At 40.4% G+C, this 25728-nt stretch carries 23 protein-coding genes and 1 riboswitch; of the genes, 7 read left to right on the top strand and 16 right to left on the bottom strand.

Annotated elements, in window-relative coordinates:
• Nucleotides 1–54: 54 nt before the first annotated feature.
• From HU823_RS07680 to HU823_RS07670, 3 genes are read left to right on the top strand one after another with little or no spacing between them, the layout of a single operon-like run.
• Nucleotides 55–1758 carry a molecular chaperone HscC gene (locus tag HU823_RS07680; protein WP_197221673.1) on the top strand — a complete coding sequence of 568 codons (1704 nt, stop codon included), beginning with the start codon at nucleotides 55–57 and terminating at the stop codon, nucleotides 1756–1758.
• Entirely contained in the window at nucleotides 1755–3308 is a 1554-nt protein-coding gene (locus tag HU823_RS07675) for a J domain-containing protein (protein ID WP_197221672.1), read from the top strand. The genes HU823_RS07680 and HU823_RS07675 overlap by 4 nt, the downstream gene beginning before the upstream one ends.
• 15 nt (nucleotides 3309–3323) lie before the next feature.
• Complete coding sequence (locus tag HU823_RS07670) at nucleotides 3324–4004, top strand: DUF1266 domain-containing protein (protein ID WP_197221671.1); 681 nt, start codon at nucleotides 3324–3326, stop codon at nucleotides 4002–4004.
• A gap of 297 nt (nucleotides 4005–4301) precedes the next feature.
• Here the strand turns inward: HU823_RS07670 and HU823_RS07665 are convergent, their stop codons facing one another.
• Together HU823_RS07665 and HU823_RS07660 are read right to left on the bottom strand one after the other, a co-directional pair.
• Nucleotides 4302–5060 carry a TrmB family transcriptional regulator gene (locus HU823_RS07665; protein WP_197221670.1) on the bottom strand — a complete coding sequence of 253 codons (759 nt, stop codon included), beginning with the start codon at nucleotides 5058–5060 and terminating at the stop codon, nucleotides 4302–4304.
• Nucleotides 5061–5360: 300 nt separating this feature from the next.
• On the bottom strand, nucleotides 5361–6641 hold the full coding sequence (locus HU823_RS07660) for a DUF5068 domain-containing protein (protein WP_197221669.1): 1281 nt from the start codon (nucleotides 6639–6641) through the stop codon (nucleotides 5361–5363).
• 314 nt (nucleotides 6642–6955) lie between these two features.
• Here HU823_RS07660 and HU823_RS07655 point away from each other — a divergent pair, with 314 nt between their 5' ends.
• A complete protein-coding gene (locus tag HU823_RS07655) occupies nucleotides 6956–7438 on the top strand; it encodes a hypothetical protein (protein ID WP_197221668.1) in 483 nt (160 codons plus the stop codon).
• Nucleotides 7439–7467: 29 nt separating this feature from the next.
• Here HU823_RS07655 and HU823_RS07650 read toward each other — a convergent pair whose 3' ends face one another.
• Together HU823_RS07650 and HU823_RS07645 are read right to left on the bottom strand one after the other, a co-directional pair.
• Nucleotides 7468–8721 (bottom strand): O-antigen ligase family protein, encoded by a 1254-nt coding sequence (locus tag HU823_RS07650; RefSeq protein WP_197221667.1) that lies wholly within the window; start codon nucleotides 8719–8721, stop codon nucleotides 7468–7470.
• 593 nt (nucleotides 8722–9314) lie between these two features.
• Nucleotides 9315–9881 carry a hypothetical protein gene (locus HU823_RS07645; RefSeq protein WP_197221666.1) on the bottom strand — a complete coding sequence of 189 codons (567 nt, stop codon included), beginning with the start codon at nucleotides 9879–9881 and terminating at the stop codon, nucleotides 9315–9317.
• 116 nt (nucleotides 9882–9997) lie between these two features.
• Here HU823_RS07645 and HU823_RS07640 point away from each other — a divergent pair, with 116 nt between their 5' ends.
• Entirely contained in the window at nucleotides 9998–10429 is a 432-nt protein-coding gene (locus HU823_RS07640; protein ID WP_197221665.1) for a hypothetical protein, read from the top strand.
• A 251-nt stretch (nucleotides 10430–10680) separates the two neighbouring features.
• Nucleotides 10681–12219 (top strand): bifunctional metallophosphatase/5'-nucleotidase, encoded by a 1539-nt coding sequence (locus tag HU823_RS07635; RefSeq protein WP_197221999.1) that lies wholly within the window; start codon nucleotides 10681–10683, stop codon nucleotides 12217–12219.
• Between the two features lie 59 nt (nucleotides 12220–12278).
• On the opposite strand, the gene HU823_RS07630 is transcribed toward HU823_RS07635, so the two are convergent.
• The 12 genes from HU823_RS07630 to HU823_RS07580 form a co-directional block, all read right to left on the bottom strand.
• Nucleotides 12279–12617, bottom strand: coding sequence for a hypothetical protein (locus HU823_RS07630; RefSeq protein ID WP_197221664.1), 339 nt, complete (start codon nucleotides 12615–12617; stop codon nucleotides 12279–12281).
• 355 nt (nucleotides 12618–12972) lie between these two features.
• A complete protein-coding gene (locus HU823_RS07625; protein ID WP_197221663.1) occupies nucleotides 12973–14004 on the bottom strand; it encodes a hypothetical protein in 1032 nt (343 codons plus the stop codon).
• Between the two features lie 19 nt (nucleotides 14005–14023).
• On the bottom strand, nucleotides 14024–14320 hold the full coding sequence (locus HU823_RS22105) for an MgtC/SapB family protein (protein WP_255548959.1): 297 nt from the start codon (nucleotides 14318–14320) through the stop codon (nucleotides 14024–14026).
• Nucleotides 14317–14520, bottom strand: a complete 204-nt coding sequence (locus tag HU823_RS22100) for an MgtC/SapB family protein (RefSeq protein ID WP_255548958.1) — start codon at nucleotides 14518–14520, stop codon at nucleotides 14317–14319. The genes HU823_RS22105 and HU823_RS22100 overlap by 4 nt, the downstream gene beginning before the upstream one ends.
• 12 nt (nucleotides 14521–14532) lie before the next feature.
• A complete protein-coding gene (locus HU823_RS07615; protein WP_197221662.1) occupies nucleotides 14533–15300 on the bottom strand; it encodes a glycerophosphodiester phosphodiesterase family protein in 768 nt (255 codons plus the stop codon).
• A 424-nt stretch (nucleotides 15301–15724) separates the two neighbouring features.
• Nucleotides 15725–17014: an ABC transporter substrate-binding protein gene (locus HU823_RS07610; RefSeq protein WP_197221661.1), complete on the bottom strand. Its 1290-nt coding sequence runs from the start codon at nucleotides 17012–17014 to the stop codon at nucleotides 15725–15727.
• A 29-nt stretch (nucleotides 17015–17043) separates the two neighbouring features.
• Nucleotides 17044–17784, bottom strand: coding sequence for a carbohydrate ABC transporter permease (locus tag HU823_RS07605; protein ID WP_225218893.1), 741 nt, complete (start codon nucleotides 17782–17784; stop codon nucleotides 17044–17046).
• A gap of 122 nt (nucleotides 17785–17906) precedes the next feature.
• Nucleotides 17907–18785, bottom strand: a complete 879-nt coding sequence (locus HU823_RS07600; protein WP_066398459.1) for a carbohydrate ABC transporter permease — start codon at nucleotides 18783–18785, stop codon at nucleotides 17907–17909.
• Nucleotide 18786: 1 nt separating this feature from the next.
• Nucleotides 18787–19830: an ABC transporter ATP-binding protein gene (locus HU823_RS07595; protein WP_197221659.1), complete on the bottom strand. Its 1044-nt coding sequence runs from the start codon at nucleotides 19828–19830 to the stop codon at nucleotides 18787–18789.
• Nucleotides 19831–20059: 229 nt separating this feature from the next.
• On the bottom strand, nucleotides 20060–20821 hold the full coding sequence (locus HU823_RS07590) for a DeoR/GlpR family DNA-binding transcription regulator (protein ID WP_197221658.1): 762 nt from the start codon (nucleotides 20819–20821) through the stop codon (nucleotides 20060–20062).
• A gap of 120 nt (nucleotides 20822–20941) precedes the next feature.
• Complete coding sequence (locus HU823_RS07585) at nucleotides 20942–22045, bottom strand: alcohol dehydrogenase catalytic domain-containing protein (protein WP_370630051.1); 1104 nt, start codon at nucleotides 22043–22045, stop codon at nucleotides 20942–20944.
• A 308-nt stretch (nucleotides 22046–22353) separates the two neighbouring features.
• Complete coding sequence (locus tag HU823_RS07580; RefSeq protein WP_197221657.1) at nucleotides 22354–23997, bottom strand: ribulokinase; 1644 nt, start codon at nucleotides 23995–23997, stop codon at nucleotides 22354–22356.
• A gap of 217 nt (nucleotides 23998–24214) precedes the next feature.
• A riboswitch (cyclic di-GMP riboswitch) is annotated at nucleotides 24215–24300 on the top strand.
• 83 nt (nucleotides 24301–24383) lie between these two features.
• Here HU823_RS07580 and HU823_RS07575 point away from each other — a divergent pair.
• Nucleotides 24384–25688, top strand: coding sequence for a S1C family serine protease (locus HU823_RS07575; protein WP_197221656.1), 1305 nt, complete (start codon nucleotides 24384–24386; stop codon nucleotides 25686–25688).
• The last annotated feature ends 40 nt before the right edge of the window (nucleotides 25689–25728 follow it).

Raw genomic sequence — 25728 nt, 5'->3', positions numbered from 1 at the left:
TGAGCTATATAATACTGATAGCAAAAAATAGCCATGATTGAAGGGGAAGATCGAATGACCACGATTGGAATTGATCTTGGAACATCCAACAGCCTTGTTGCATATTGGGGAGAAGACGGACCCGTTATCATCCCAAATGTACTCGGCCATAACCTAACTCCATCCATTGTCAGCGTTGATGACAACGGAGAGCTCTTAGTCGGTGATATCGCCAAGGAACGGCTGATCACCCACCCACATACTACAGCTTCAGCTTTCAAACGCCACATGGGAACGAAAAAAATATACCGACTCGGACGTTTGGAGTTCACACCTGAAGAATTGTCTTCCTTTGTGCTTCAATCATTAAAGCGCGATGCAGAAGCTCATTTAAACACATCTATCACAAATGCGGTAATCAGTGTACCTGCGTATTTTAACGATCAACAGCGAAAAGCAACCAAATATGCGGCCGAACTTGCAGGACTTACAGTTGACCGACTGATCAGCGAACCGACAGCTGCTGCCATCGCGTACGGCTTACATCAAAAAGAAGATGATACGAAATTTCTTGTTTTCGACCTTGGTGGTGGAACGTTTGATGTCTCCATCCTCGAGCTTTTTGAAGGAGTGATGGAGGTGAAATCCATTGCCGGTGACAACTTTTTAGGCGGTGAAGATTTTACTGACTCCTTAATGAACTTTTTTATGAACGAAAGAAATCTTTCATCCGATGATCTGGATGCTTATGCTCATTCTGCTCTTTTCAAACAAGCTGAGCAGTGTAAACGCGATCTCGGCGGAAACATACAGAGTTCGGTAATGACCTTGAACGTGAATGATACGACTCATAGCCTAGAAGTGACTCGAGCGCAATTTGACCGGCTCATACAGCCACTCATCCTCCGCTTACGAAATCCGGTGGAACGTGCACTTCGTGATGCCGATATGCGTCCAGATGACGTTGATACTGTGATCTTAATTGGTGGCGCGACAAGGATGCCGATGATCAAACAAACGATCGGCAAACTGTTCGGCCGCCTGCCCTTTACCTCCATCCATCCCGATGAAGCCGTGGGTCTTGGTACGGCCGTTCAAGTAGCTCTCAAAGAACGAAACGAAGCGGTAAACGAACTGATTTTAACCGATGTGTGTCCTTATTCGCTTGGCATCAATACGACAAAAAAATTAGGCGAGAACCAATATTCTATCGGTCACTACAGTCCGATCATCGAGCGAAACACCCCCATTCCAGTTAGTAGGGTTGAACGTTATGCCACGATCGACGATTATCAAAAAAAGCTCACGATCGATATTTACCAAGGAGAAAGCCGGCTGGTTGAAAATAACCTAAAACTCGGAGCACTTTCTGTTAAGATTCCTTCTGCACCTGCAGGCCAAGAGCCCATAGATGTCCGGTTTACGTACGATGTGAACGGACTGCTCGAAGTGGAGGTCACCACACTTAGCACAGGACAGGTGAAAAAGATGGTAATCGAGCAAAAGGACGGAAGTATGACTCCTGAAGAAATACAAGCAAGGATGGAAAAGCTGAAAGACATTAAGATCCATCCACGTGAACGTACAGAAAACCGCCTGATCCTCGCACGGGGGGAGCGATTATACGAAGAATCAATCGGCGAAAAACGACTGTTAGCAGCCAAAATTCTGGAGGAGTTTGAACTCGCTCTCTCGACACAACAAGAACATATCATCAAGCGAGCAGCTGCAAAATGTAAAGAAGATCTCGATCAAGCAGAAAGCTGGCTGACCGTATGAACGGATACTGGGACATTTTAGGCATCGAACCAACAGACGACCTTTCAGTCATCAAAAAAGCCTATTCAAAACAACTGAAGGTTCACCACCCAGAAGATGATCCCGAGGGCTATCAAAGACTTCGGGAAGCTTTTGATCGTGCCAAACAAGATTTAAAGAGAAGAGAGCGAGTTCCGGCACATGCTGAAACTTCCGTAGTTGTAGGAGCATCAAGACCCGAATCCTCTCTTACCTATTACAATCAAGAACAAAAAAGATTAACTCCTGTTATCTTGCCAGATGTTGAATCGCTAAAATCCATCGAAACATTCATGGAAAAGGTTGAGAGTCTTTATAACGATATCACGTCAAGAATTTCGGAAGAAGCATGGCTGAAGCTTTTAGATGATGAACTGCTATGGAGCATCGAGCACAAGCAGGAAGTGAGCGATGAACTTCTCTACTTTATATCCGAACATCATCTCCTACCAAAGAAAATTTGGCTTCTTCTCGAGAACCAGTTCCAATGGTACGAGATGATGAAAGAGGATTTGGATGATCTTGATACAGAAACAAAAGAAAGATTTTTTCCTTATTACAAAAAACGGATAGAATCCTCTTTCGATTTATCATTTGAATTTGCGGCAAATGTAGAAGGCATTCATCATGATGAATTCTTCCGAGCAAGAGAAAGAGCCTTCGACGCGTTTTTTGAAGGAGACATGTATTCAGCAGAAAATGAGGCGGCAGCTGCTAAAGAAATTTTCTCAGGTGACCCTGATTTGTTGCTCATCCAAGGACTGCTGGCTAGACATCAGCAAGCCTACGACGAGGCGGAAATTTTTCTTTCAAAAGCTTATTCCCTGCGACCCGTTCATCAGCAAACTATTACTCATTTGGCGCAGATTTTCCTTTTAAGAAAAGACTTTGACCAGGCAGCTCATCTGTTGCTCCATCATCAAGACACCAAAGAAGCGAAGTTTCTTCTCGCGACTGTGTACGTTAAGAGTGAACAATATGAAAAAGCAGAGACACTACTCTCCGATATGATTTCATCGTGGCCAGATGACACGGACGTGATCAGTCTGCTTGGACACGCCTTTTTCAAGCAAGAAAGACTGCTTGAAGCGCGTAAACAGTTCACACGGATTAGAGAACTCGAACCCTATGATGCAGAAGCGATCACCATGTTGGCCGAGATCAATCGCTTGTTACATACTCGCAAGGTACGCAAAAAGCTAAAGCATCGAATAACGAAGAGCCAATTAAAGAAAGAGATGAACTATTATTCTCTCAAGAAAAAAATGCTTATTTTCTTGATTAGCCAGTTAAGATGGAGGCTGCTCATCCCCCTCGTACTCGCCTATTTCAGCTATAACACGGTTAGTGAGATTGATGAGAAAACAAACCCTTTCTGGCTCATGTTCATGTTTATTCTTAACTTGTTCATCTCATCAGATCAGGACTTTTACGACTTTATTTTTTGGCCAGCCATCTGGTCGATTGTATTCCTCGTTTCTATTTTTTTTATTTGGCGAGAATGGAAAAAAATCTTTCGAGGACTTCGATAAGAGAGGAGCATACACGTGTTTAAAAAACGAAAACGTCGGCAAAACAAGTCTCTTTTCATTGATTCGCTCGCTGTACTCTGCTTTAAAGGCATGGGATCGTACTATTGGGCTGTGAATTATCCTAAATACGGTGTTAGCAGGATCGGGGCTCTGTATTCATCTGGAAAAATAGATAAAGAGATTGCGTCTAAAAAGTTGGATTGGCTTCTTACGGATGGCTTTCAAAAGAGGTTCTCTTCGATTAAGAAAGAGCTATTACAATTAACAGAGAGTGAACAGAACTCACTTATTGATTCACTAGATTCAGAGACCGCTCACAAGTACCGCGTCGTTCGTCGTTATATGAACCGCTTAAACGAACATGGTATTGCGGCGTACGATATATCCTATTGCATCTATAACAACCAGATGTACGCAAGATCAGCTACTTTATTGTGGAGTAATTTCAAACACTTGTCATTGATTAGAAAGGACCGGAACGAACGATCCCAGCGTGCTGCTGAGCAGGCACAATCACTCTTTTCAAACTGGAATGAGTATGTGACATCTTTTATTGCAGGAGGACAATTTCTTCAAAAATCTGCTGCTGATGCAGAAGAATTCACTAAGATCATAGAGCCAACCTTCACCAAGCTTCTGACATCTAAACACAGCCCGCTGCGAAATGCGGACTGGAATACTAATTTGAATATGTAGTGGTTGATTGTTTATGGTGCAACAAGTTTGATTGATGGGGTTGCTCGTTTGACCCATAGGATGTTCATTTTGACTCATAGACCTATGAGTTTGACCCATAGATTGAGGTTTGACTCATAGACTTCCCTTTTTGACTCATAGAACTCTTCGTTTGACCCATAGGTGACTAGTTACGACCCATAGAGAACACATTTTGACTCATAGGAATCGGCTTCCACACTATCAGATTACAAAATGAAATAGGGTTGACCTCCAAAGATCACGTGAAGTGCTCTTTTGTGGTCAGCCCTATCCTCTTTAATACCTCAACTTCATCAATACGCTCTTAATCTCTTCATCATTCATCATCAGTTCCGAATGCTTCTCCGTAATTTTCGCCAGCGCCACATCATGATAAAAGAACTCAATGAAAACTTTAATAAATGGTCGAGATTTGGTCTTCAATGCTTGCCAGCTCTGACTTTCCATCCCTGCAAAGATGACTTCTGTCTCATCGACAACAACAAGACGAAAACGCTCTAGAGAGTGATGCTCTTGCGCTGGAATCAACGTGTGCACGTGGGACAGCGTAGACTCCAACTCACCGACAACAAGCACTTCCACATCCACGCCCTGCTTTTCCTTTTCCTGCAGAATCGGTAGGATCTCTTGAATATCATCTTGCCAGCCAGATACGCGAATGGATTTCTCCGCTGTCTGCAAAAGCTGCTTCGTTTGCGCGCGGATCGACGAATCTACCTTCAAACTCCAAACGTGTTCATCGTAAAACTTTCGCTTCGACGTACTATTTTTGAGCTGCTCCACGTTTTCCTGAAACTCTGTCGTCAGCTTCTCAATCACGATTGATAGCGGTAGCGCGGTATACAACTTCTTCTTTTCTGACACCGAATCTAGGACCATGCCTTTTTCAATCATGCGCGATAGTACTTCATATATCTTGGATTTCGGGACACCCGAGTATTTAACGATATTTGTCGCGTCCATTGGCTCCTCGCTTGACGCAAGAACCTCGAACACCTGACTTTCGTATTGTGAAAAACCGAATTTTTGTAGCATGGTTCCTCCTAAAAATAGCCTCTTATCTTCTACAGCTATCTTAAAACAATTATGGCCCTATCGCTAGTCCCTGAAACGTTTCTGATTTTGGATAGCTTTACGGTACGTGATTTTATAATCTGTTACACGTTCACCGATAGAAGTGGTGTTTTCACCTGTAAACATCTTGTAAGCACCTAAGAATTACACCTAACCACCGGTAAAGCCCGCACTACCACCTACAAAACACCATCTTTCACCGACAAGCTTCAAAATGATCACAAAAAAGCACTCCCAAATCCAGGAGTGCCCTCAAATCCGTTACCTCGGTAACGTAAACTTCGCTTTTTTCTCGCCAAACAGGTACTTTCCGTCTCCAAAGAACGGTCCAAACTCCATGTCGAATGACTTGAACAATTGGAATTCGTCTTTACGGAATAAGAATACCGTGTATTTTTCTTTCTCTTCGCCTGGCTTCACACTCTTTGGATCGCGTGGCTCTGCGAATGCATTGCTTAATGCTGATCCGCGGTCTTTATCGATGGTTACTTTTCCAGGTACGTTATAGATGTCGATCTCTTTTTTACCGTTGTTTTTAATCATTGTTTTAACCGTTAACGCAACCAACTCTGCATCTTCAAAGCGCGATTCGTTACCTGCCGTTGGGATGACTTCTGTGTACTGAACGCCTTCTAACGTCACTTCCATGTCACCGACTGTTTGCTTTTGTCCGATGCCTGTTTTCTCGAAGATCATCTTCTTGTCTGCTAGGTTGTTAGCTGACATTAAGTCTGGGTAGAACTTTTGTTCACTTGCGGATGCCTTTGCTTGTTCCCCGCTATATGCAAAATCAAAGATCTTTTCTTGCATAAAATCTTGCATACCACTGAAATCTTTGTTTGGTGCAGCGCTTGCTTCAATAACGAACTTTGGTTTTACACTCGTCATCGTTTGGTAATCAGCTTCTGTGATCATGAACGTGATCAGACCAGACGTCTTCTCACCAGCTTTATACATGTTATTATTTCCGTCGATTCCTTCAGAATAGGTTTTCGGACGCAGTCCTTTTCCTTCTTCAATAAAATTCCTAGTGTTTGATGGAATGTACGTCAGATTATCGGTTAAACGAATGTTCGTTGTTCCATTAAAATAAACATCTTTTCCAGATTGGTTATCAACTGACATACGTGCCGTGAGGATATAACCGTTCGGTGAATTATCAAAACGGCTAGCTGTTGACTCGTTCATACCCGTCACTTTTACAAGCTGATACTCATCGATCGTTACTTTAAAGCCGCTACCTTCGTTGACGAAGCCAGGATTGCTATTTGTATATATGACTTCAGCTTTTCCACCTGTATCTTCTTCTATGTATGGATTCAATACTTCGCCAGAATCACTGCTTGCTGGCTCTTCCTTTTTTTCTTCTTTTTTCTCTTCTTTTTTAGGTTCGTCAGCAGCTTTTGCTTTCTCTTCAACCTTTACTTCTTTCTCTTCCTTATCTCCTGATGCTTTCTCGCTATCTCCGCATCCGCTTAGCAATAGGACTGCAGATAAACCAGCGACAACCACGAACTTAGATTTAGATTTTGCTTTCAACAAACCGACCACTCCTTTTATTTATATATCTTCCAATTTCTTCACATTTTCTTATTTACCATTTTTCGACAGTTACGAAACCTGTTTATATGTAAAAATATGTATTACTATCAAAAACACAACTCTCTGAGCATACACTTAATGGCTAATTTACTCTTAAGTCTAAAGAACCAATTGGTTGAAAATATATCCATTTTACTATTTCTAAAGAACTTTTCAATGCATGAAGAAATTTGATATCGTGTCTTCGGCTTAAATCCATTATTAGGTAATAGGACAATTTTCGCGTTGAATACAGTGATTGAGGGAGGTGGCTAATGAGAAAATACGTGTTAGCGAGTGTTCTCTTTCTGATTTGCATCCTATCGGGATGTGGCGATCCCATAAAGGATGATTTACTGAACTATGTAAACGAGGAAATGCCTACTATTGGCAAAGAAGAATCAACTATTATAGGAAAATATGATAATGTGACAGGTTCAAATTATACCGATGACCAAACGCTCTATGATGCGCTGAAGGTGGAGATCATACCTTCATACAACGAGTTTATTAAAGAACTAGAGGCTGTAGAAATTGATACGGAGGAATTAAGAAAACTACATGAAAATTTTATTGAGGCAGCCAATATACAAGCAAGTGCGTTTTTGCTGATCGTATCTGCCATCGAAAACCAAGACAGCACAATGATTAATGAAGCAAACGAAAAATTAAATACCGCTCGTAAAATGATGAGAGACTACAAGAATGATGTGGAAAAGTTAGCGAAGAAGCATGATGTGAAGCTGGAAAAAAAGTAAAAATTGACCCCTTTGCTCTGTGAAGGGGTCTAGTTTTTTGGGGTCTTCGATGCTTTCCATGTATTCCACCACATCCATTTTCGCCTGAAAATCCATATAGAAGGATTGATCAAATAAAGTCTTGCTGTGTATTTATCCCACGAAGCTAGTAAGATTATTGCCATAATCGCGACTTGTGGTGAGTACAAAACATGATCCACTAGTCCCGTTAAGAGTATTACAGGCAAAGACAGAAGATACACATCCAGATACTTCTTATCGGTTTCTTTCGAGAGATATAGCCATATTATCTTATATCCATTGATGATTATAACGATCAGAAAAGCAATACCTCCAAGTGCTCCATACTCTGCAAACATACTAAGAATGACGTTATGGGCATGTGGTACTTTTTCGTGATAATGATAAAAATATTCTTGATAAAAACCGATTGGTGAAGCCCCAAATAAAGAGTGATTCTGCCAGATTTCAAATGAACGCACCCAAATTTCTTTTCTAACATCAGCAGACCGGATCAGTTCATCATAACGAGGCATCCAGGTTAGGATTAATTTATGATTTAGAACAAGCACGGCAATCAGCATGAGTGCAAATAGCTTGTTCCATCTAAACGTAAAAAGAGTTAAGATAACGATCGAGATGCAAAAGCCTGCTCTTGACCCAGTTAGGATGATGGCATGTAGAAAGAACAGAACAGTCACCATGAGAATTCCCAATTGAATCCAGCAAGATTTTCTAATTGATTTTAAGCATTCTGCTAGAAGAAAGGATAGTCCGAAAAGCAATAATGCCACTGAAAAATTTGGGTTATATGCCGCTCCAATTAATCTCTCATATTCTTCAATATGCGTAGCACCCACCAACGTTGTGCCGGTTAGAAAACTTGCGACCGGATGTATCATAAGTTCTTGTTGAAAAGGATATAGACCATAACAATAAAGCCCACCGGCAATAGTTAACCATTTAAAAGAAGTGAATGTTCTCTGTACCCCATCGGTTGACATTTTAACGTAAATTCCCATATAAGCCAGAATCAGTGCCGATACTAGAAAAAACGAATAATTCTTCATTATAATAGAGGATCCAATCGTAGAGATGAACATACTTCCAAATAAAAATTGACCTAGTGTAAATGAAAAGAAACCATTCTCCTTCCACACTCGATGTAAAGAATACCAACCTATGAACAGCAATAATAATAAGCCAACAGGCGGCAAGAAAAAACACAACCCGATGCTTACCTCAAAGTGATATTTCTTTAAATCGTTGTAAATAAACTTCATAGATCTTACCTCTTCTAGTTATAAGTTCAATTACAAATTAAATATTTACTCATCTTACTAAAAAAAGAAGATATTATACTGATTTTTACAGTAACTATGTGTATTCTTAACATAGTTTTACAAATGGAGGTATGCTTGAAGGGGTTAAGCAGGATGTAACAGGAGTATGAGAGTGGGTATCAAGAATTCATAATGACTTATCAAGAATTCTAAGTGATTTATCAAGAAAATAGAGTATGATATCAAGAATGTAAGGGCTGTTATCAAGAATAAACAGCTTATATCAAGAAAACCCAGGTTTTAGATTCCAAGTGCTAGTTAACTATAAATCGTACGATAAAAACTACTAAAATCCAAAATGGTATGGATATAAGTAATCCCCAAAAGCAGCCTTTACCGAAAGATCGGTCTTCATTCATATTAGTCCCCTACCTATCTAGAATATAAGTACTAACAGCATCTCACATTTCGATATCTTCTAAACATACTATCTATCAGGGATTAGGGACAAAAACTATTAACCAATAAGTCACTTTAAAGAAGCTCATAAAAAAAGAGACATGACAAAATTTCTGTCAGCCTCTACTTTGTATTTATTGTTCGCGAATCTGCCACAATACCAAATCTATTTTCTTCGTATCCGTTAATCCTGTTTCTGGATACTCCGTGTCAAACATCCGGATGATCTCCTTTGCTTCTTCTGTTTCTAAATATATCCCGTACCACGCCACGATTTCGTTATACAACGAGATAATTTTACTGATTCTATGTTTATCATATTGCGCTGGCTCTTTTAACCCCAAATTATTTAACACTACTCTATCCCAAACAGGCAGATCAGGATTAATGGTTGCAACCAGTTTGCTAGAAAAAGATGCCTCAACTCTGTTTAATTTCTCATTCAAGTGCATTAAAGTCTCCGCAAATGATGGTGCCTTATATTTGTTTGCTTCCATAAACGTATAGAACGTGTCGTAATACAATTGATTCCGCTGCCGCATTCGATAGAATCCGTTAAACGATTGTTTAAATGCTAGATTCGTAGATAAATCAACATTGTATATCATGTTGCGAATGTTTACGTATTTCTTTAAGCCCGGTTCTATCTTTTTCAAAGATAGACGTATAGAACGTTCATCCCATTGTGTGGTTATTGTCATGAATTTTCATTCCCCTCAATTTTCAACATCTCTTGTATATTTCTGTAAAAAATTGTATTATCCTCTGATTACTTTGCGATATAATTACCTTATCTTGTAAAACGGAGTGATTATGTATGGGGAATGTAGCCACCTCTTCAAAAGTAAATAAGAATGTTTTAACAGTAGATCTAAAATTGAGACAATATTCGAACACTACGATTTATACGAAGAGGAATCTCTTTGTGTTATCGCCTTCTGTTCAGAATGCATACAGCTGGTTTGATGTTCGCAAAGTAAACCTCGATCGTTTCCAACAAAAAGATTATAAAGGTTACTTGCTCATTCGTTATTTTGATAAATTCCTTCTTACAGATCTTGAATCTTTCACTAAACAGATGACACCCTCAGATAAATATGTAAACTCTCCAAAAACGGGAGCGCATTGGAAATTTCTTATCAAACCTTCACTACATACCTATCAAATCATGAATCAACAGACAAAAAATACGTACTTTATTAATGAAGTGACACACCCTGAACTATTAAAAATATTAAGTTCCTATTAAACTTTTAAATTCAAACTTTATTCGACAAATTTCGACTTCACTTTACATGATTACATGCTAAATTAATAATAGTGTGACTAATTTGAAGGGATTGTGATGGTATGGTTTTAAATCAAAAGTTTAAAAAATTGCTTGCTTCTTCTCTTGCAGTTGGGTTGATTTCTTCCCAAATTGCAGCACCAGCTTTAGCTGACGACCAAGTTCAAGGTAAGAAACATAAGTTTAAGGATCGTACATTTAACCTATCACTCATGCATACGAACGATACACATGCTCATTTAGATAATGTAGCAAAACGTGTTACAGCGATTAAAGAAGTTCGCGCCGAAAAGCCAGATGCATTACTATTAGACGCTGGTGACGTATTCTCAGGTACTCTTTACTTTAACGAGTTTAAAGGACAAGCTGATCTTGAGTTTATGAACCTAGTAGGCTATGACCTTATGACTTTTGGTAATCATGAATTTGATCTTGGTGCTAGCCCTGAAGGTCACGAAGCGCTTGCGGATTTTGTGAAAAACGCAGATTTTCCTTTTGTAAGTTCGAATGTCGATTTTTCAAAAGATTTGAATATGAAAGCCCTTACGAATAAAAGAATTCCGCTCAAAGCGAAAGATAGCAACATCTATCCAGCTGTTATCAAACGCGTTAACCATGAAAAAGTTGGATTTATTGGCTTAACGACTGAAGAAACAGCAGACATCGCAAGTCCTGAAAACGTTGAATTCAAAAACTATATCGAGTCCGCACAAAAAGCCGTTAAAGATCTAGAACGCCGTGGTGTTAACAAAATTGTTGCGATCACTCACCTTGGTTACGATGATAACCCGGAATACGATAACGATCTAGAATTAGCAAAACATGTGGATGGGATTGACGTTATTGTTGGTGGCCACAGCCATACGCAACTAAACGCGCCTGTTGTTATTAAAGAAGACGAAAAAGGCAAAACGAAAGATTCAACGGTTATCGTGCAAGCCTATCAATATGGTGATTTCCTAGGAACATTGGACGTGGAGTTCAACAGAAAAGGCCAAGTCATCAATCAAGCTGGTAAATTAATTGAAGTAAAAACAAAGACGGACGATCCAGAAGCTGCAAAACTCTTACAAAAATACTCTAGCAAAATTGCTGAGCTAAAGAACACACCAACTGGTGGCGAAACAGCAAAAGCACTTGAGAATCCTCGTTCTGATAACGGCGGACCAAGTGTACGAGGTAACGAGACTGAACTAGGTAACCTCATCACAGATGGCATGTTAAACAAAGCAAAAGAAGTGAATCCAAATGTTTCGTTTGCTCTTCAAAATGGTGGCGGAATTCGTGCTCCAATCGATGCTGGTCCGATCACATACGGAGATGTTTTAACAACACTACCATTCGGTAACACGTTAGCAACGATGAAGTTAACAGGTGCTGAGATTAAAACTGCACTTGAGCACAGTGTAAGCCAATCTCCAAAAGAAAGCGGCGGATTCTTACACGTTTCTGGTATGAAGTTCACGTATGACAGCACAAAAGCTGCTGGTAGCCGTGTACTTACGATGGAAGTAAAGAATGCTGATGATTCTTACACAGCAATTGATACAGCAAAAGAATATGTAATCGCAACGAATGCCTTCACTGCAAAAGGTGGAGATGGATACACAGTATTCAAAACCGCTTATGAGCAAGGCCGCGTAACAGATCTTGGATTATCCGATTGGGAAAACCTACGTGATTATGTAGCTAAATTAAAGACGGTTGCTCCAAAAGTGGAAGGTCGAATTGTAGATGTAGCGAAAAAGTAAGACAGAAAACAAGCTGGCTCTTAGAGAGTCAGCTTGTTCTTTTTTGGCGGTGGCGAGCACTATTTTTCAATAAGTGTCTCGTCATTTTTAATATAAGCTTCACGCCGCTTAAGATAACGCGAAACTTGTATTCTCTTTAGCAGAACCATCATCAGGAAACCAAATACAACACCCAGCAGTGAAACCCAGTTTCCGCGTATCAGCATGATTAAGTCACCAACAAACATGTAGAAAAACAACGTATACACAGCCGCTAGCATGATGTTAAAGAATCGCAGCTGATTTATTCGTCTTTTTTCAGAAGCTGTTATAGGTTCTTTATTGCGTGCAGAGAGAAGTTTCCATTCCTGTCTTATAATGATATACGGCTCAATAAACCAATTTACTATTCTTTTCATTTTATAAATTTTCCTAACTTTGTTGGGTTTACTACTATTATAGGCTGTAAGTAGTCATGCGTTAAGTAGCAGAGAGGTATTTTCTTCGGTCGCTACTGCTTCAATTCATCTGGAGTTGCACCGATATGGACCTTCTATGAGTCGTTATCACGTTTCTATGAGTCAAAATCCGGTGTCTATGGGTCGTCCCGTGAATCCTATGAGTCATTCTCACACTTCTATGGGTCTTCGTAAATTCTATGGGTCGTTCCACGCACTCTATGGGTCAAAATCACCTTCCTATGGGTCGTCGCAGTCACCTTTCAAATAAACAAAAAAGCTTGAGAATTCTCCCAAGCTTCCTCAATCAAAATGTCTACTTCACCACTCGACTCAACGGTTTCAATTCATCTATATACAGCAGATTAGACAATCGGTTCGGAGTAAAATTTGAAGCAAACCCTACATATAACTGAGCTTTATGCGGATGACGAATATCGGGAACACGAATTCCTAGACCTTCTGGCTCTCTAAATGAAAGATCTTGCCCTCCTGTAAATAACTCCCGATCCACCACGCCACCATTTTGAAGATTCACAACCGTAATATACGTGTTTCCAATCGGTACAACAGATCCGTTCGAACCATATGCGTTTCCTTCTAGAAGATAGAGGAAACTACCGTAGCTCGCAAACCCTTGAAACGTGCCTAGAGAGGGCTGCACCACATCCGCTACAGGTTCATATCTTCCTTCTTTTACATCGTCTAACGAAAATACACCAAAATGAAAGACACCATTCATTCGATACCGCATGGTAAGCAGGTTGTTGGCTGAATCAATGTTTACAGTTGTTCGATCGGCTCTTTCTACCAAACGGTGTTTTTCTAAAGAAGCAGAATCAGGCGTTAGAATTGCACCATCTTCAAATGGAAAACGAGCCAGCTGTGTTCCCCATCCTTCTTTACCTTCAGCAACTGAATCGGTTTCTGACCAAATAAAAGGAACACCATCTTCGGTTTCAATTCCTATCTGCACACCATGGCCAAAGCCTTTTAAATACATATAACCGAGTTTGTTTCCGGCTAGATCAAGTTTGGTTAACGTCAGATCACCCTTCAGACTGCGAGTAGCCCCACTGACCGGAGCATCTTCACCTGGCAGTTGGATGCCGCCTGCCATTAACTGCATCACGTACACATGCCCATTCACATCATCGAATCCAAATGATTGTTGAACCGTTCCATTATGTAGAGCTTTATCTCGAAAAAGTTCATGTGAGGGGGCAAACACTTTTGAATGCGGAACGCTTTGTTTTGCACTTGCGGGAATGGATAGACTCAATGAAAGTGCCAATACTGTTATCATACCTACGCCTTTTTTTACAACACTCGTTTTCCATGTTTTCATTATTAGTAGCCTCCTATTGTTATAAATGCACTTCATTCTTGTTCATTTCTCTCTCAAGGCGCGCCATTTTTCTACTCTCCATATGGTTGCCGAGCTTTGCTAAAACTAGTGAGATAACAACAGCAAAACTAACAATGCCATAGAAGCCAGTCCCAATGCCAATTCCGACTCCACCCGCCAATAAAATCATGGCAGCTGACGTGAGGCCTTTCACTTGAACGCCGTCTTTTATGATGACGCCACCGCCTAAGAACCCGAGACCTGCCACAATCTGCGCCGTCAATCGCATCGGGTCCATTCGGATCGTATCACTCATCGTACTGAACTCATCGACACTGTAAATCGAGAGATCAACGTAATCAATGTACTCGCTACGCACACGTACATGTATGTTTTGATTCCAGCAGGCTTGCTCTTTGATTCTCTGTCCCAGCCGATCAAAAAGCCTAAGATGGCGCTGATTAAAACGCGAAGATACATCTCATAATTCACGATAAAAGGAAAAGTTATATGCAAGGTCGTCCTCCTTTAACTTTTAATTTCATCTTTTTGTTTCTTTCGTTCTTCAAGTGCGGGTAACGGATTGTTACACGTTAAAACATTGATGCCTAATTCAAGAGCTTGAGACACTTGCTCTTTTGTATCCGGACAATAACACCAGCTTAAAATACCTAGGTCCTTAAATTCTTCTATTAAATCAGGAGTAAGCAGCTTCATACTAATCCCTGCTGCCCACATTTTCGAATAGGTTCCGTTTGGTCCTGGTACAAAGTTAAACATTTGTTCACCAGGAAAGCCTTGTGTCCGAAGACCATAAACGTCATGAATATACGCAACGATATCTGCATCAAAACTCGTAAATACACAACGCAGTAGATAATCGTAATCCTTTAACGTTTGAATGGTTGCAGCCGCCACACGTTTTGCATCAGGACTTGGTTTGATCTCTACATTAAAAAGAACGTCAGGATACGATTTCAACAACTCACAAAATTCCTCTAAAGTCGGAATGGTATGTGATTGTCCATCAGGATCTACTCCTGCAGATAAACTTTTTAGCTCACTAAGCGTAAAATCACTAACTTTTCCTGTACCGTTCGTCGTTCGGTCCACCGTATCATCGTGAATGACCATGAGTACGGAATCTTTGGAAAAGCGAAGGTCGAATTCGAGCATATCGACTCCAGCATCTAGCGCTTTTTGAAACGCGATGAGTGTATTTTCAGGGTACTTTGCCATAAATCCGCGATGGCCCGCGATAAAAAATGTATCGGTGTTTTTAAGTTGTTCGATCATTTGTTTCATCCTTTCAGTTAGAAAATAGCAAAGTCTTTGTAGCTCTTGACAGCAGTTGATTTCCGTTCCAGGTTGCTCGCTTTCCGCGGGGTGTGCGGTGAGCCTCTTAGCGCTAAGCGCTATTAAGAGTCTCACCTGTCTAGTTACAGTGGCTAGCCCCTCGAGGCCAAAAGTTAAATGGTTAAGAAGGCAAAGAGCGCCTTCCAACCCATTCACCTTCTGCTTGTCGGGGCTGAACAAGCCACTTCCACTTACTGTCCCACTGCTCCCGCAGGAGTCTCGCACCTTCACTTCAATCAACTATCTAAGAAGAAAACATTTGAGTTCACTTTCAACAAAAATGATACATAAAAAACAAAAAACCTAGAGTCATCAGTTAGACGTATTGAACTGACTGTTTTCTCTAGGCTTTTTGGGCATTACATTAACTTTCGGAGAGGATTCTCTCTACTTCACCTTTAAATTGATCAAGGGTTGGTTCGATTTCTTCATCGTCGTACATGATCGCTTCAATCGCTGAGAAGAACTCATGCATCGTCTCTGGCCAAACGACGCTCTTGTTGTTGTCTACTGCATATTTTAACTGATCATACGCTGTTTTCTTGTTCGGCTCTTTTGCCCAAAGATCTTGAATTTCTTTTGAATTCACCATTTTTTCTGTGAACGGAAGGTATCCTGTTTCAACGATAAACTGTTGTAAGCCTTTTGGATCTTCCATCATGAAGTCAATGAACTTCCAAGCAGCTTCTTTGTTTTCAGATCCTGCAAGCATGGCAACGTTCCCACCACCTGTTGGCGTAGCGTGGATTTTGTTCTTAGGTAGAAAAGCCGTTACATACTCAAAGTCTGTATTTTGGCTGATGTCACCGATCGTACCTGTAGATTGGAACATTAGAGGCACTTTTCCAGCAGCGAACATTTGATTGACGATGTTTCCTGAATCCTGAGCTGGCGGGTAATAAAGAGCGCCTGTCTTCTGCATGTCTTTTAAGTATTGAAACACTTTAACGCCAACATCATTTTTAGCAAATCCGATAGACGTTTTATCTTTGTTAAAATAAGTACCTTTTGATTGTGAGATCATAGCGATCGGGTACCACGTATCGTAAGGCATCGTAAGACCATAGCGTGTTACTTTGTCGCCTTCTTTAACAACAAGTGCATTTGCCACTTCGTTTAATTCATCCCAATTTGTAGGAATTTTTAAGCCTTTTTCATCCAAAATCGTTTTGTTCACGTGAAGAATTGGTGTTGAACGATTCAATGGTAATGAAACAAGCTTATCGTTGAATGTTGAATGACCCATCAGACCTTTTGTAAAATCACCCTTCTTCAATCCGCTTTCTTTTAGATAAGGTGTCATGTCTTCAAGCACTTCAGACTCTGCAAACTGTTGTACATATGAACGTTCAAGCATCGTAACATCAGGACCTGTACTTGCTGAGATCGATTGTTGAAGCTTAGTCGACGTTTCATCATACGTTCCTTGGAAAGTACCGACTACCTTCACTTCATCCTGGCTATCATTGAATCGTTGAATCAACTGATCCATGAACTCGCCGTTCTTACCGCCTAATGAATGCCAAAATTGAATCGTTGCCGTACCGCCTTCCTTGGACTTCGTGCCGCTAGTTTTCTCAGTTTCACCTTGGCAACCCGCAAGCATCATAAACACCAATACAGCCATTGCACTTAATACGTACTTCAATTTCATAACATAACCCTCCCCATCTTTTATATAACTTATTTAATACCTGAATACACAAAAGCTTTGACGATCTGTTTGGAGCATAATAAGTAAACGATTAGAATCGGAATAACCAGTACCACGTTACCAGCCATAATAATGTGCCAGTTACTGATTCCTTCAGATTGCTTTAACATCGCAATACCAAGCGTTAACGGCCGAACTTCATTTGAATCTGTCATAACGAGCGGCCAGAAATAATCATTCCAGTGACTGACAAAACTGAAAAGTGCAATTGTGGCGAGTGCTGGTTTTGCCATCGGCGTCATGATTTTCCACATGATCTTAAATTCACTCGCATTGTCGAGCCTCGCTGCTTCAATAATCTCCTCAGGAATCTGCATGAAATATTGTCGGAGCAAGAAGATTCCAAACGCGTTAGACATAAACGGTAAAATCTGCGGAATCAATGTCTTGATCAAACCCCAATCTGCCATCATTAAGTAGATCGGGATAAAAGTTACCTGCCCTGGCATCATAAATGCGATTAACACGAGAGCAAAAAGCACGTTTTTTCCGAAAAACTCATATTTAGCGAACGCATAGGCTGCCGGAATCATCACAAGAAATTGAATAATGATGATCGACAGCGTAATGATGATCGAGTTCTTGGCATAAGTTGCAAACGGTCCTGACGTCATCGCCTCTACAAAATTGATCCATTGCGGTGAAGACGGGATCAATGTAGGCGGAACGCTGAGTGTTTCTTGAAACGTCTGAAGCGAGGTCGAGATCATCCATAGGAACGGAAAAATAAAGGCGAGTAAGATGGCTGCTTTTAGCAAGAAATCTACCGACAACCAAACGTTATGTTTTTTCAAAACCTATGATCCCCCTTTCTATCTAGCTTTCTATCAACTTATTGATAATGAACTTTCTTCGACATCAAACGGAAATAGATAAACGTTAGAATTCCGATAATGACCATCAACACGACGCCAGTAGCGGCCGCATAACCAATGTTTGTCGTTCTGAATCCATAAATATAGTAGACAAGCGTATTCGTTGCATTGTTCGGTCCACCACCTGTCATGATTCGAACCGTATCAAAGACTTTGAACGAGCCGATCGTCATGATGATCAAGATAAAAAACATTTGTGGTGAGATGAGCGGCAGCGTAATTCTGCGAAAAACTCTGAATCTACTCGTGTTATCGAGTTCCGCCGCCTCATAGATATTGGGTGATATGCCTTGCAGCGCTGCGACCAAAATGAGAACGTAATACCCAATGCCGTGCCAAACCGATACGATAATAATAGAAAAAAGTGCTGTTTTCGAGCTTTGCAGCCATTGTGATGTTGGAAGACCTAATTTTTCTAGAGCAAAATTTAGAAACCCTAGATTTGGTTCCATCAACCATAGCCATACGAGTGAAACGGAAACGATTGAAATGATATGTGGGGTGAAGATTCCCGCTTGGATAATGTAATTCAAGCGAGTTTGTTTTTTGAGCCATACCGCAAAAAACAAGGAGATGAGCATCGTCAGAACAACAACACCACCCGTGTAGATCACGGTGTTCGTAAGTGACTTATAAAAATCAGGTCTGTTGAAAATTTGAATATAATTTTCAAAGCCAACATACCGACTCATCGCACTGTTCAATAAATTGTATTTGAAGAAGCTAAGGTAGACTAAGTAGAGCATGGGATAGATCACAAACAAAAAGATACCAATCATGGCAGGGCCGATCATAACATAAGGTCTACAGGTTTCCCAGAACGTCTTTTTCTTCATATCAATAACCTCTTAAAGCTTCTAGATACGAGGAATAACGTTCATGGTCTTTTCTTATTCGTGTGCCTTCTGAATCAAAGAGATAAATCTTATCTTCAGGGACCCCTATGTGTATCTTTTGGTTTACTTTGTAGAAGGCATAATTGCTTTTCAGCATGAACGCGCTATCTTTGTACTTCATTTGGTAAAGCGTTTCTGAGCCAAGCATCTCACGCGTTGCGATCTCGCCTTCCATACTCAAGTATTCATCGACCGGCGTATCAGATGTTTGCGCACTCTCTGGACGGAATCCAAACTTGACGCCATCCACACCAAGTTCTCCAATATTCATCGGCGGCGTTCCGATAAACTGAGCCACAAAGAGGTTGTTCGGTTCATGATAGATCTCTTCAGGCGCTGCCTCTTGCTGGATTAATCCCTTATTCATCAGCACGATCGTATCTGCCATCGACATGGCTTCCACCTGATCATGTGTTACATAAACAAAGGTAGTGCCTAACTTTTTATGAAGCTCGATCAGATCAAGTCGCATCTGCGCTCGTAGTTTGGCATCCAGGTTAGACAGTGGTTCATCCATCAGAAACACAGAAGGCTGCTTAACCATCGCACGAGCTAAAGCCACACGCTGACGCTGTCCGCCAGAAAGGGTGGAAGGCTTTCGGTCTAAATAGTCCGTTAGACCAACAGCAGCACTGATGCTTTCTACCAACTTTGTTCGTTCTTCTTTTTTTACTTTGTTATTCTTAAGTCCAAATTCGATATTCTCTCTTACAGACATCGTCGGATAGATTGCATAGTTTTGAAAAACCATGGCCACTCCTCGTTTTCCAGGTGTCACCGCTGTGACATCATCTCCATTGATCAAGACAGCTCCTGAGCTCTGCGGCCCAATTCCAGCGATCATCCTCAACAATGTCGTCTTCCCGCATCCTGATGGACCTACCAAAACGGTAAACGTTCCATCTTTAATCGTGAGGTTAAGATCTTTAATAATATCTTTTTTCTCGAACTCTTTCGTCACATTCACAAACTCAATAGATGCCATTGACGCTCCCCCTTTTGCAAACAACCTTCTCTGCTTAAACATTTACAAAATCTTAATAAAGCGCTTACAAATATAAAAAAATTCACATATGCGTTATAATGATTGTTTTTGTTGATTTATATTAAATTTAAAGAATATTACCAAAAATGTCAATCACTTTTCGCTCGAAATTGTTTGTTTTTACATAAAGTTTACATTTAAGTGTTCGTTAATGTTTGTTTACTTGCATTTAAGAGATAACAGTCTCTATTCCACTTTCTTTGAACTGTTGAATCTGCGTTTCTGAAGCTTCCTCACCTGTAATGAGTTTATCTACCTTACTGATTGGTGAAACCATGTGAAGAGAAACTCCACCTAATTTCGTGTGATCGGTAACGACGATTACTTCACTCGCAGCGTTAATCATTTCCATCTTAGCTGGTACAAAAAGCTCTTCAAAATGAGTCAGTCCTTTTTTAGGATGAATCGCAGGAGTACCGATGAATGCTTTATGGACATGTAATTTCTTTAGTACATCATTTGTAAACATACCGTTTAGCATAAAGCTCTCTGGATAAAGCACACCGCCTGTTACAATAACTTTAATTCCTTTTGAATCACGAAGCTCTGCGGCTATGTTAATATCGTTCGTAACAACGGTAATATTCGTTTTGTTCGCGATATATTTTGCAATCTGAAACGTCGTCGTGCCAGAATCCAAGATGATACTATCACCTTCTTGAATCATTTCTGCAGCTTTTGCTCCGATACGCTGTTTTTCCTCAACACGCTCGGTTGCTCGTACTGTGAATGAAGGCTCTGAGTGAATGCCTTCTCCTAATATGACGCCGCCATGCGTACGTCTCAGATGACCTTCTCTCTCAATTTCCGAAAGATCTCTTCTGATCGTTGCTTCATGCACATTAAACTCCTCAGAAAGCTGTGTGACTGTTGCGATGTTTGTCCTTTTTACAAATTCAATAATCTTTGCTTTTCGTTCTGCTGCTAACATAACGTTCTCCCCTTACATACACCAATTGTTTGTTTCTGTTAGTTTACATGAAATTTGTGTTTTTTTGTGTGTATTTAATAAAAAAGCTTTCCTTCTAGTGAAGAAAAGCATGAATGTTATTTAAGATGCCGACCAGTCAAAATCTAAAATAATTTTTTCCCAATGTCTATGTTCGGAAGCGGACTTCATAGCTTTTTGAAAATCAGATAGATTGTGAATCGGTGTATTTCTTTTTGGCAGAATCGCTTGGAGTGTCTTTTGGTACTCTATGCTCTCCATTGCTTTCATAACTGCATGATAATCCGCACTCGAGCTACGGCTGCTGCCATAGAGCGATAGCCCTTTTTCAAGAACATCTCTTGTATTAATCGGAACTCGATCCTCTGAAACGCCCATCAAAATGATCGTTCCACCGCGTGCGGCAAGATCAATCCCCTGGTTGATCGCATGCTCACTGAAAGCGCCACCCGTGCATTCTACAATAATATCCACCTTTTTAGTAGATTTAAAATCATAGTTTTGGACGAGCTCTCTTGAAGCAAACGTGAACTGTTTCAACTTCTCATCGATTGCGCCAAACACCGTCAATCGCTCAGGACCAAGGTTATAGACATGGTGAATCATAGCGGCCGTCAAATAGCCGACTGGACCATCTCCAAAAACCGCTACCGTCGTGTTCTGAGAGGATTCTAACTTCTGCTTAACGCGACTAAGCGCATGATAGGACACGGTACATAACTCTGACAGAACGGCGATTTCATTAGGAAGTGAGCCTGGAATAGGGATGGCGCATTCTGCAGGTAGAACTAACCGATTTTGAGCGATCCCATCATAGCCGCTTCCTAAGAACACATTCTTCTCTCCATAATTGGCGATGAACTCTTGTTGCGAGTACGAACTACACTCTTCAGGATCTCCCTTTTTAAGCAGATGCCCTGGAATATTAGGAACGATCACAACACGATCTCCAACGCTTACTGAGTTACTCTTACTTTCAACTACTTTTCCGATTCCCTCATGCAATAGGGCCATAGGAAGTTTTTTAGTAAGCACTTCAGGCTTTCGCTGCCCCATAAAATAACGTAAGTCTGCATGACAGATGCTTGCAATCAGCGGTTCAACAACCACTTCACCTTCATTAATCGTTCGATTTACGGTAACCTCTTCCATCTGATAAGGACCTAACAAACGATACGTCCTTGAATGGATTGACTGTTCCTGCACAAATCATTCCTCCTCGTATGAAGACCAGTAGTAATTTTTGTTCGTTTTCGCTCGGTTAAAGTTCATTTATGCTCGTTAATGTAAATAATAGTCATGTGCTGCTAGTCTGTCAAGAATTTTAAGCAAGGTTGAACAAAAATTAAATATAAAAAAACCTTGAAAGGATATTCGCCTTTCAAGGATCTCAATAAGAATCTGTTGCTATTACTATCATTCTAAATACGAGTCTATGAAACTCTCTTTCAATTTTAATTGGAAGCTGTGTCCTTTAGAATCCTATGAACTATCACTTATTCAAAAAATCTTTGTTACTCCTTTACTGTCATCTGTTTTAACCGTTTCATAACATGAGGACGCTTGTATCCAAACTCATCATGAATTTCTTTATACAATTCGAACAGAGTCTCATATTTTTCAACATGCTTTGGCTTTGGATAGTACGTTTTTAGAAAAGGTTGTTTCATAGATTGTACGGCTTCCTCTAACTCCATCCCTCCTGCAGCTGCACCAAGCATGGCTGCGCCGATTCCGGAAGCATGGTCAGTGGAAGACACATGAATCTCTCGGTTTAAAACATCTGCGTAAATCTGCATGAGCAGTTCGTTCTTTTGTGGCAGCCCACCGCATGCATAAACACGGTCAATCGCAATTCCCCAAGACTCGAAGTTATCAATAATTATCTTTGATCCATACGCTGTAGCTTCAAGATATGCCCGATAAATATCCTCTGGTTTTGTGTGCAACGTAAGACCAATCAATGTTCCGGTTAAGTTGGAATCGGACAATACGGACCGATTTCCATTATGCCAGTCTAATGCAATTAAGCCAGTTTCCCCTGGTTCCTTTTGAATCGCTAAGGATTCCAGATAAGTAAATAAAGATAGATTTTGTTTCTTGGCTTCCTCCACATAAGAAGATGGAGCTTGTTTCACATACCATCCAAAGAGATCACCAACTGCCGATTGACCCGCTTCATAGGCGTAAAAACCAGGTAGGATGCCATCTTTCACTACCCCTGAGATGCCAGGCACTTGAATAAACTCTTCATTTAACGTCATATGACACGTAGATGTTCCCATTACCATCGTGAGTTGATTAGAACGTGATGCACCAACACCAAGGAGAGCAGAATGAGCATCAATGATTGAGACTCCAACAGGTAACCCTTGGGGTAATCCTAATGAGTTCGCCATCGCTTCTGTAAGGACACCCGCTCGTTGGCCGACTTTTCCTATTTTTCCTTTTAACTTTGTATGTACCATCTGCCCTAAAGTAGGATTCAATTCTTCGAAAAACTTTTGCGGAAAGCCTTCTTCCTCACTCCAAAAAGCTTTGAAACCAAGAGAACAGTTGCTTCTCACCACTTCACCAGTCAGCTTTGCTACGATCCAATCTCCCGCTTCTAACATATAATCAGTAGCTTCATATACTTCAGGTCCATGATTAATCGTCTCAAGGCATTTTGGAATAAACCACTCTGTTGAGACTGTAAAACCGTACCTTCTCAGCCATTCACTTTTTTCAGAGAGCGCTTTGTCCAACAACGCTTGCGCTTCTTCTTTTGGCCCATGATGCTTCCAAAGTTTTACCCACGCATGGGGATTATTTTCGAATTCTTTTACCGAACATATTGGATCGAGATTCTCGTTTACACAGATAAAAGTAGAGGAAGTAAAATCAATTCCTATCCCTTTCACTTCTTGAGGATGGATGTTAGCTTCTTTCATAGCAGCAGGAATGCCATGGTATAACACATCGAGATAATCTTGAGGATGTTGCAGAGCAAAATCGTGAGGAATCTGAACACTTTGGTCTGTTGGAAGAACATCGACCATTACCCCGTGTTTGTAGGGAACGGTACTTATGGCTTTTATTGTTCCAGTACTTACCTCAACCACAATTACTCGTCCAGACTCCGTGCCGAAATCAATACCAATTGAATAACCGGACATTTTATTCACCTCTTATGTAAGCGCTTTTCCATAATCATATAGAATATGTAAGGAATTCTCAACATAAATGAACATAAATGAGTTCAATAGTGTGCAAATATAAACAATTAAATTTCAGTTGCAAGATTTAAGATATTCACCAAATGGTTCTATAGTCACAAAAAAATTAATGTGATATTGTATTTTTTTCCATATATGATAGGATAAAAGTACGATAACCATATAAAGGCAAACTTATTGAAAAGTAAGGACGCAAAGCCACGGGTCTAAGGTGCTTCACACTATGGCAGCCGGGCAGCTAAAGGTACATACTCATTCAACCTACGGCTAGTGTGTAGGTTTTTTATTTTTTATAGACATACATTTTGAAAGGTGAAATAGATACGATGAAAAAAATTCTCTTCCATTCGACGTTGGTCACTATTGTCCTCATTTGCGGGTTATCTCTAGCTTACTTTCTATTTACAACGATTCCACAAAATCAAGCAAAGTCTGCTGTAACTGAAGTGAAGACCACAACGATAACAAAAGAAGTGGCTGCAAAAGAAAAGCCAAGTTTAAAGTCTATAATAAAAGCTACTCAAGATAAGGTTGTGCAAATTGAGACATCCAACGGCCAAGGCTCAGGGTTTCTCTATAACAACAAAGGAGATATTGTTACGAATGCCCATGTAGTAGGATATGAGGTTAGTGTAACCATACGCATGAGCGATCAACAAACGTATACTGGTAAAGTGATCGGACGGAGTGAACATACGGATATCGCTCTAATTCGTGTTCAAGAGTTAGCAAATACTACTCCGTTAAAGGTGAAAAAAGAAAAAGCGGAAACAGGTGACGATGTAGTAGCATTAGGCAGTCCACTCGGTTTGCAAAATACGGTAACTGTAGGAATCATCAGTGGATTAGATCGCTCCTTCCAACTAGATAGCTACTACTATGAGAATATGTATCAAATTACAGCTCCAATTTCACCGGGTAATAGTGGAGGACCGATTGTAAGTGGCGTAGATGGTTCAGTGCTTGGCATTAACTCTGTCAAATACATAAAAGAAAACAATATTGGATTTAGCATTCCTTTGTATGCCGTATTGCCGACATTAGCAGAATGGTCAAAAAATCCGATGAATCTCCAGCCATATGAAGAAGATCATGATTTTGATTACGAAATACCAGAGTATGATGGAGACCTATCTGAAGATTATAGCGGTGAAGATTCATACTATGAGGATGATGGAACAGATGCGGACACGGACACCGGTATGAATGAAGAATACAGCGAAGAGCCTTATGAGGAATATGAGGAAGATGAATATTATGAAGATTACGATGAAGAATATGATTCTTCCTACGAAGTAACACCTGATGATGCGGTATACACTGTTCAAGCATATTATAATTATGTGAATGCTGGAGAATATGAGATGGCATACGATCTGATCGGCGGTAACTGGAAAGCTTCTTCTCCTTCATTAGGAGATTTTACAGAAGGCTATGCTCAGACTCTAGATACTTTAATTACTGATTCTTATGTAACAGACAATGGTGATGGCACATACCAAGTTGATATTACGCTAGAAGCACAAGAATATGTAAATGACACTGAACAAACTTCCGTTTATACTATGAGCTATGTGGTTGGAATGGAAGAGGATAGACTTAAATTATTAGGTGGAGAAATGGTTGATTAAAACATTACAAACAAACAGCACTGCAACTGCAGCGCTGTTT

Origin of the sequence: Fictibacillus sp. 18YEL24 (assembly GCF_015903855.1) — a bacterium.
Lineage (GTDB): Bacteria > Bacillota > Bacilli > Bacillales > Fictibacillaceae > Fictibacillus > Fictibacillus phosphorivorans_C.
The sequence above is the reverse complement of the archived record's forward strand: the minus strand, read 5'-3'. Positions and strand labels throughout refer to the sequence as shown.

Bases quoted from the DNA above. Each gene is read 5' to 3' on its own strand.
- HU823_RS07595 (WP_197221659.1), bottom strand. From the start codon at position 19,830: ATGGCATCTATTGAGTTTGTGAATGTGACGAAAGAGTTCGAGAAAAAA.
- HU823_RS07650 (WP_197221667.1), bottom strand. From the start codon at position 8,721: ATGAAGTTTATTTACAACGATTTAAAGAAATATCACTTTGAGGTAAGC.
- HU823_RS07625 (WP_197221663.1), bottom strand. From the start codon at position 14,004: ATGAAAACATGGAAAACGAGTGTTGTAAAAAAAGGCGTAGGTATGATA.
- HU823_RS07575 (WP_197221656.1), top strand. From the start codon at position 24,384: ATGAAAAAAATTCTCTTCCATTCGACGTTGGTCACTATTGTCCTCATT.
- HU823_RS07665 (WP_197221670.1), bottom strand. From the start codon at position 5,060: ATGCTACAAAAATTCGGTTTTTCACAATACGAAAGTCAGGTGTTCGAG.
- HU823_RS22105 (WP_255548959.1), bottom strand. From the start codon at position 14,320: ATGAGTGATACGATCCGAATGGACCCGATGCGATTGACGGCGCAGATT.
- HU823_RS07590 (WP_197221658.1), bottom strand. From the start codon at position 20,821: ATGTTAGCAGCAGAACGAAAAGCAAAGATTATTGAATTTGTAAAAAGG.
- HU823_RS07645 (WP_197221666.1), bottom strand. From the start codon at position 9,881: ATGACAATAACCACACAATGGGATGAACGTTCTATACGTCTATCTTTG.
- HU823_RS07655 (WP_197221668.1), top strand. From the start codon at position 6,956: ATGAGAAAATACGTGTTAGCGAGTGTTCTCTTTCTGATTTGCATCCTA.
- HU823_RS07580 (WP_197221657.1), bottom strand. From the start codon at position 23,997: ATGTCCGGTTATTCAATTGGTATTGATTTCGGCACGGAGTCTGGACGA.
- HU823_RS07630 (WP_197221664.1), bottom strand. From the start codon at position 12,617: ATGAAAAGAATAGTAAATTGGTTTATTGAGCCGTATATCATTATAAGA.
- HU823_RS07605 (WP_225218893.1), bottom strand. From the start codon at position 17,784: ATGATCTCGACCTCGCTTCAGACGTTTCAAGAAACACTCAGCGTTCCG.
- HU823_RS07675 (WP_197221672.1), top strand. From the start codon at position 1,755: ATGAACGGATACTGGGACATTTTAGGCATCGAACCAACAGACGACCTT.
- HU823_RS07640 (WP_197221665.1), top strand. From the start codon at position 9,998: ATGGGGAATGTAGCCACCTCTTCAAAAGTAAATAAGAATGTTTTAACA.
- HU823_RS07610 (WP_197221661.1), bottom strand. From the start codon at position 17,014: ATGAAATTGAAGTACGTATTAAGTGCAATGGCTGTATTGGTGTTTATG.
- HU823_RS07635 (WP_197221999.1), top strand. From the start codon at position 10,681: ATGCATACGAACGATACACATGCTCATTTAGATAATGTAGCAAAACGT.
- HU823_RS07600 (WP_066398459.1), bottom strand. From the start codon at position 18,785: ATGAAGAAAAAGACGTTCTGGGAAACCTGTAGACCTTATGTTATGATC.
- HU823_RS07680 (WP_197221673.1), top strand. From the start codon at position 55: ATGACCACGATTGGAATTGATCTTGGAACATCCAACAGCCTTGTTGCA.
- HU823_RS07615 (WP_197221662.1), bottom strand. From the start codon at position 15,300: ATGATCGAACAACTTAAAAACACCGATACATTTTTTATCGCGGGCCAT.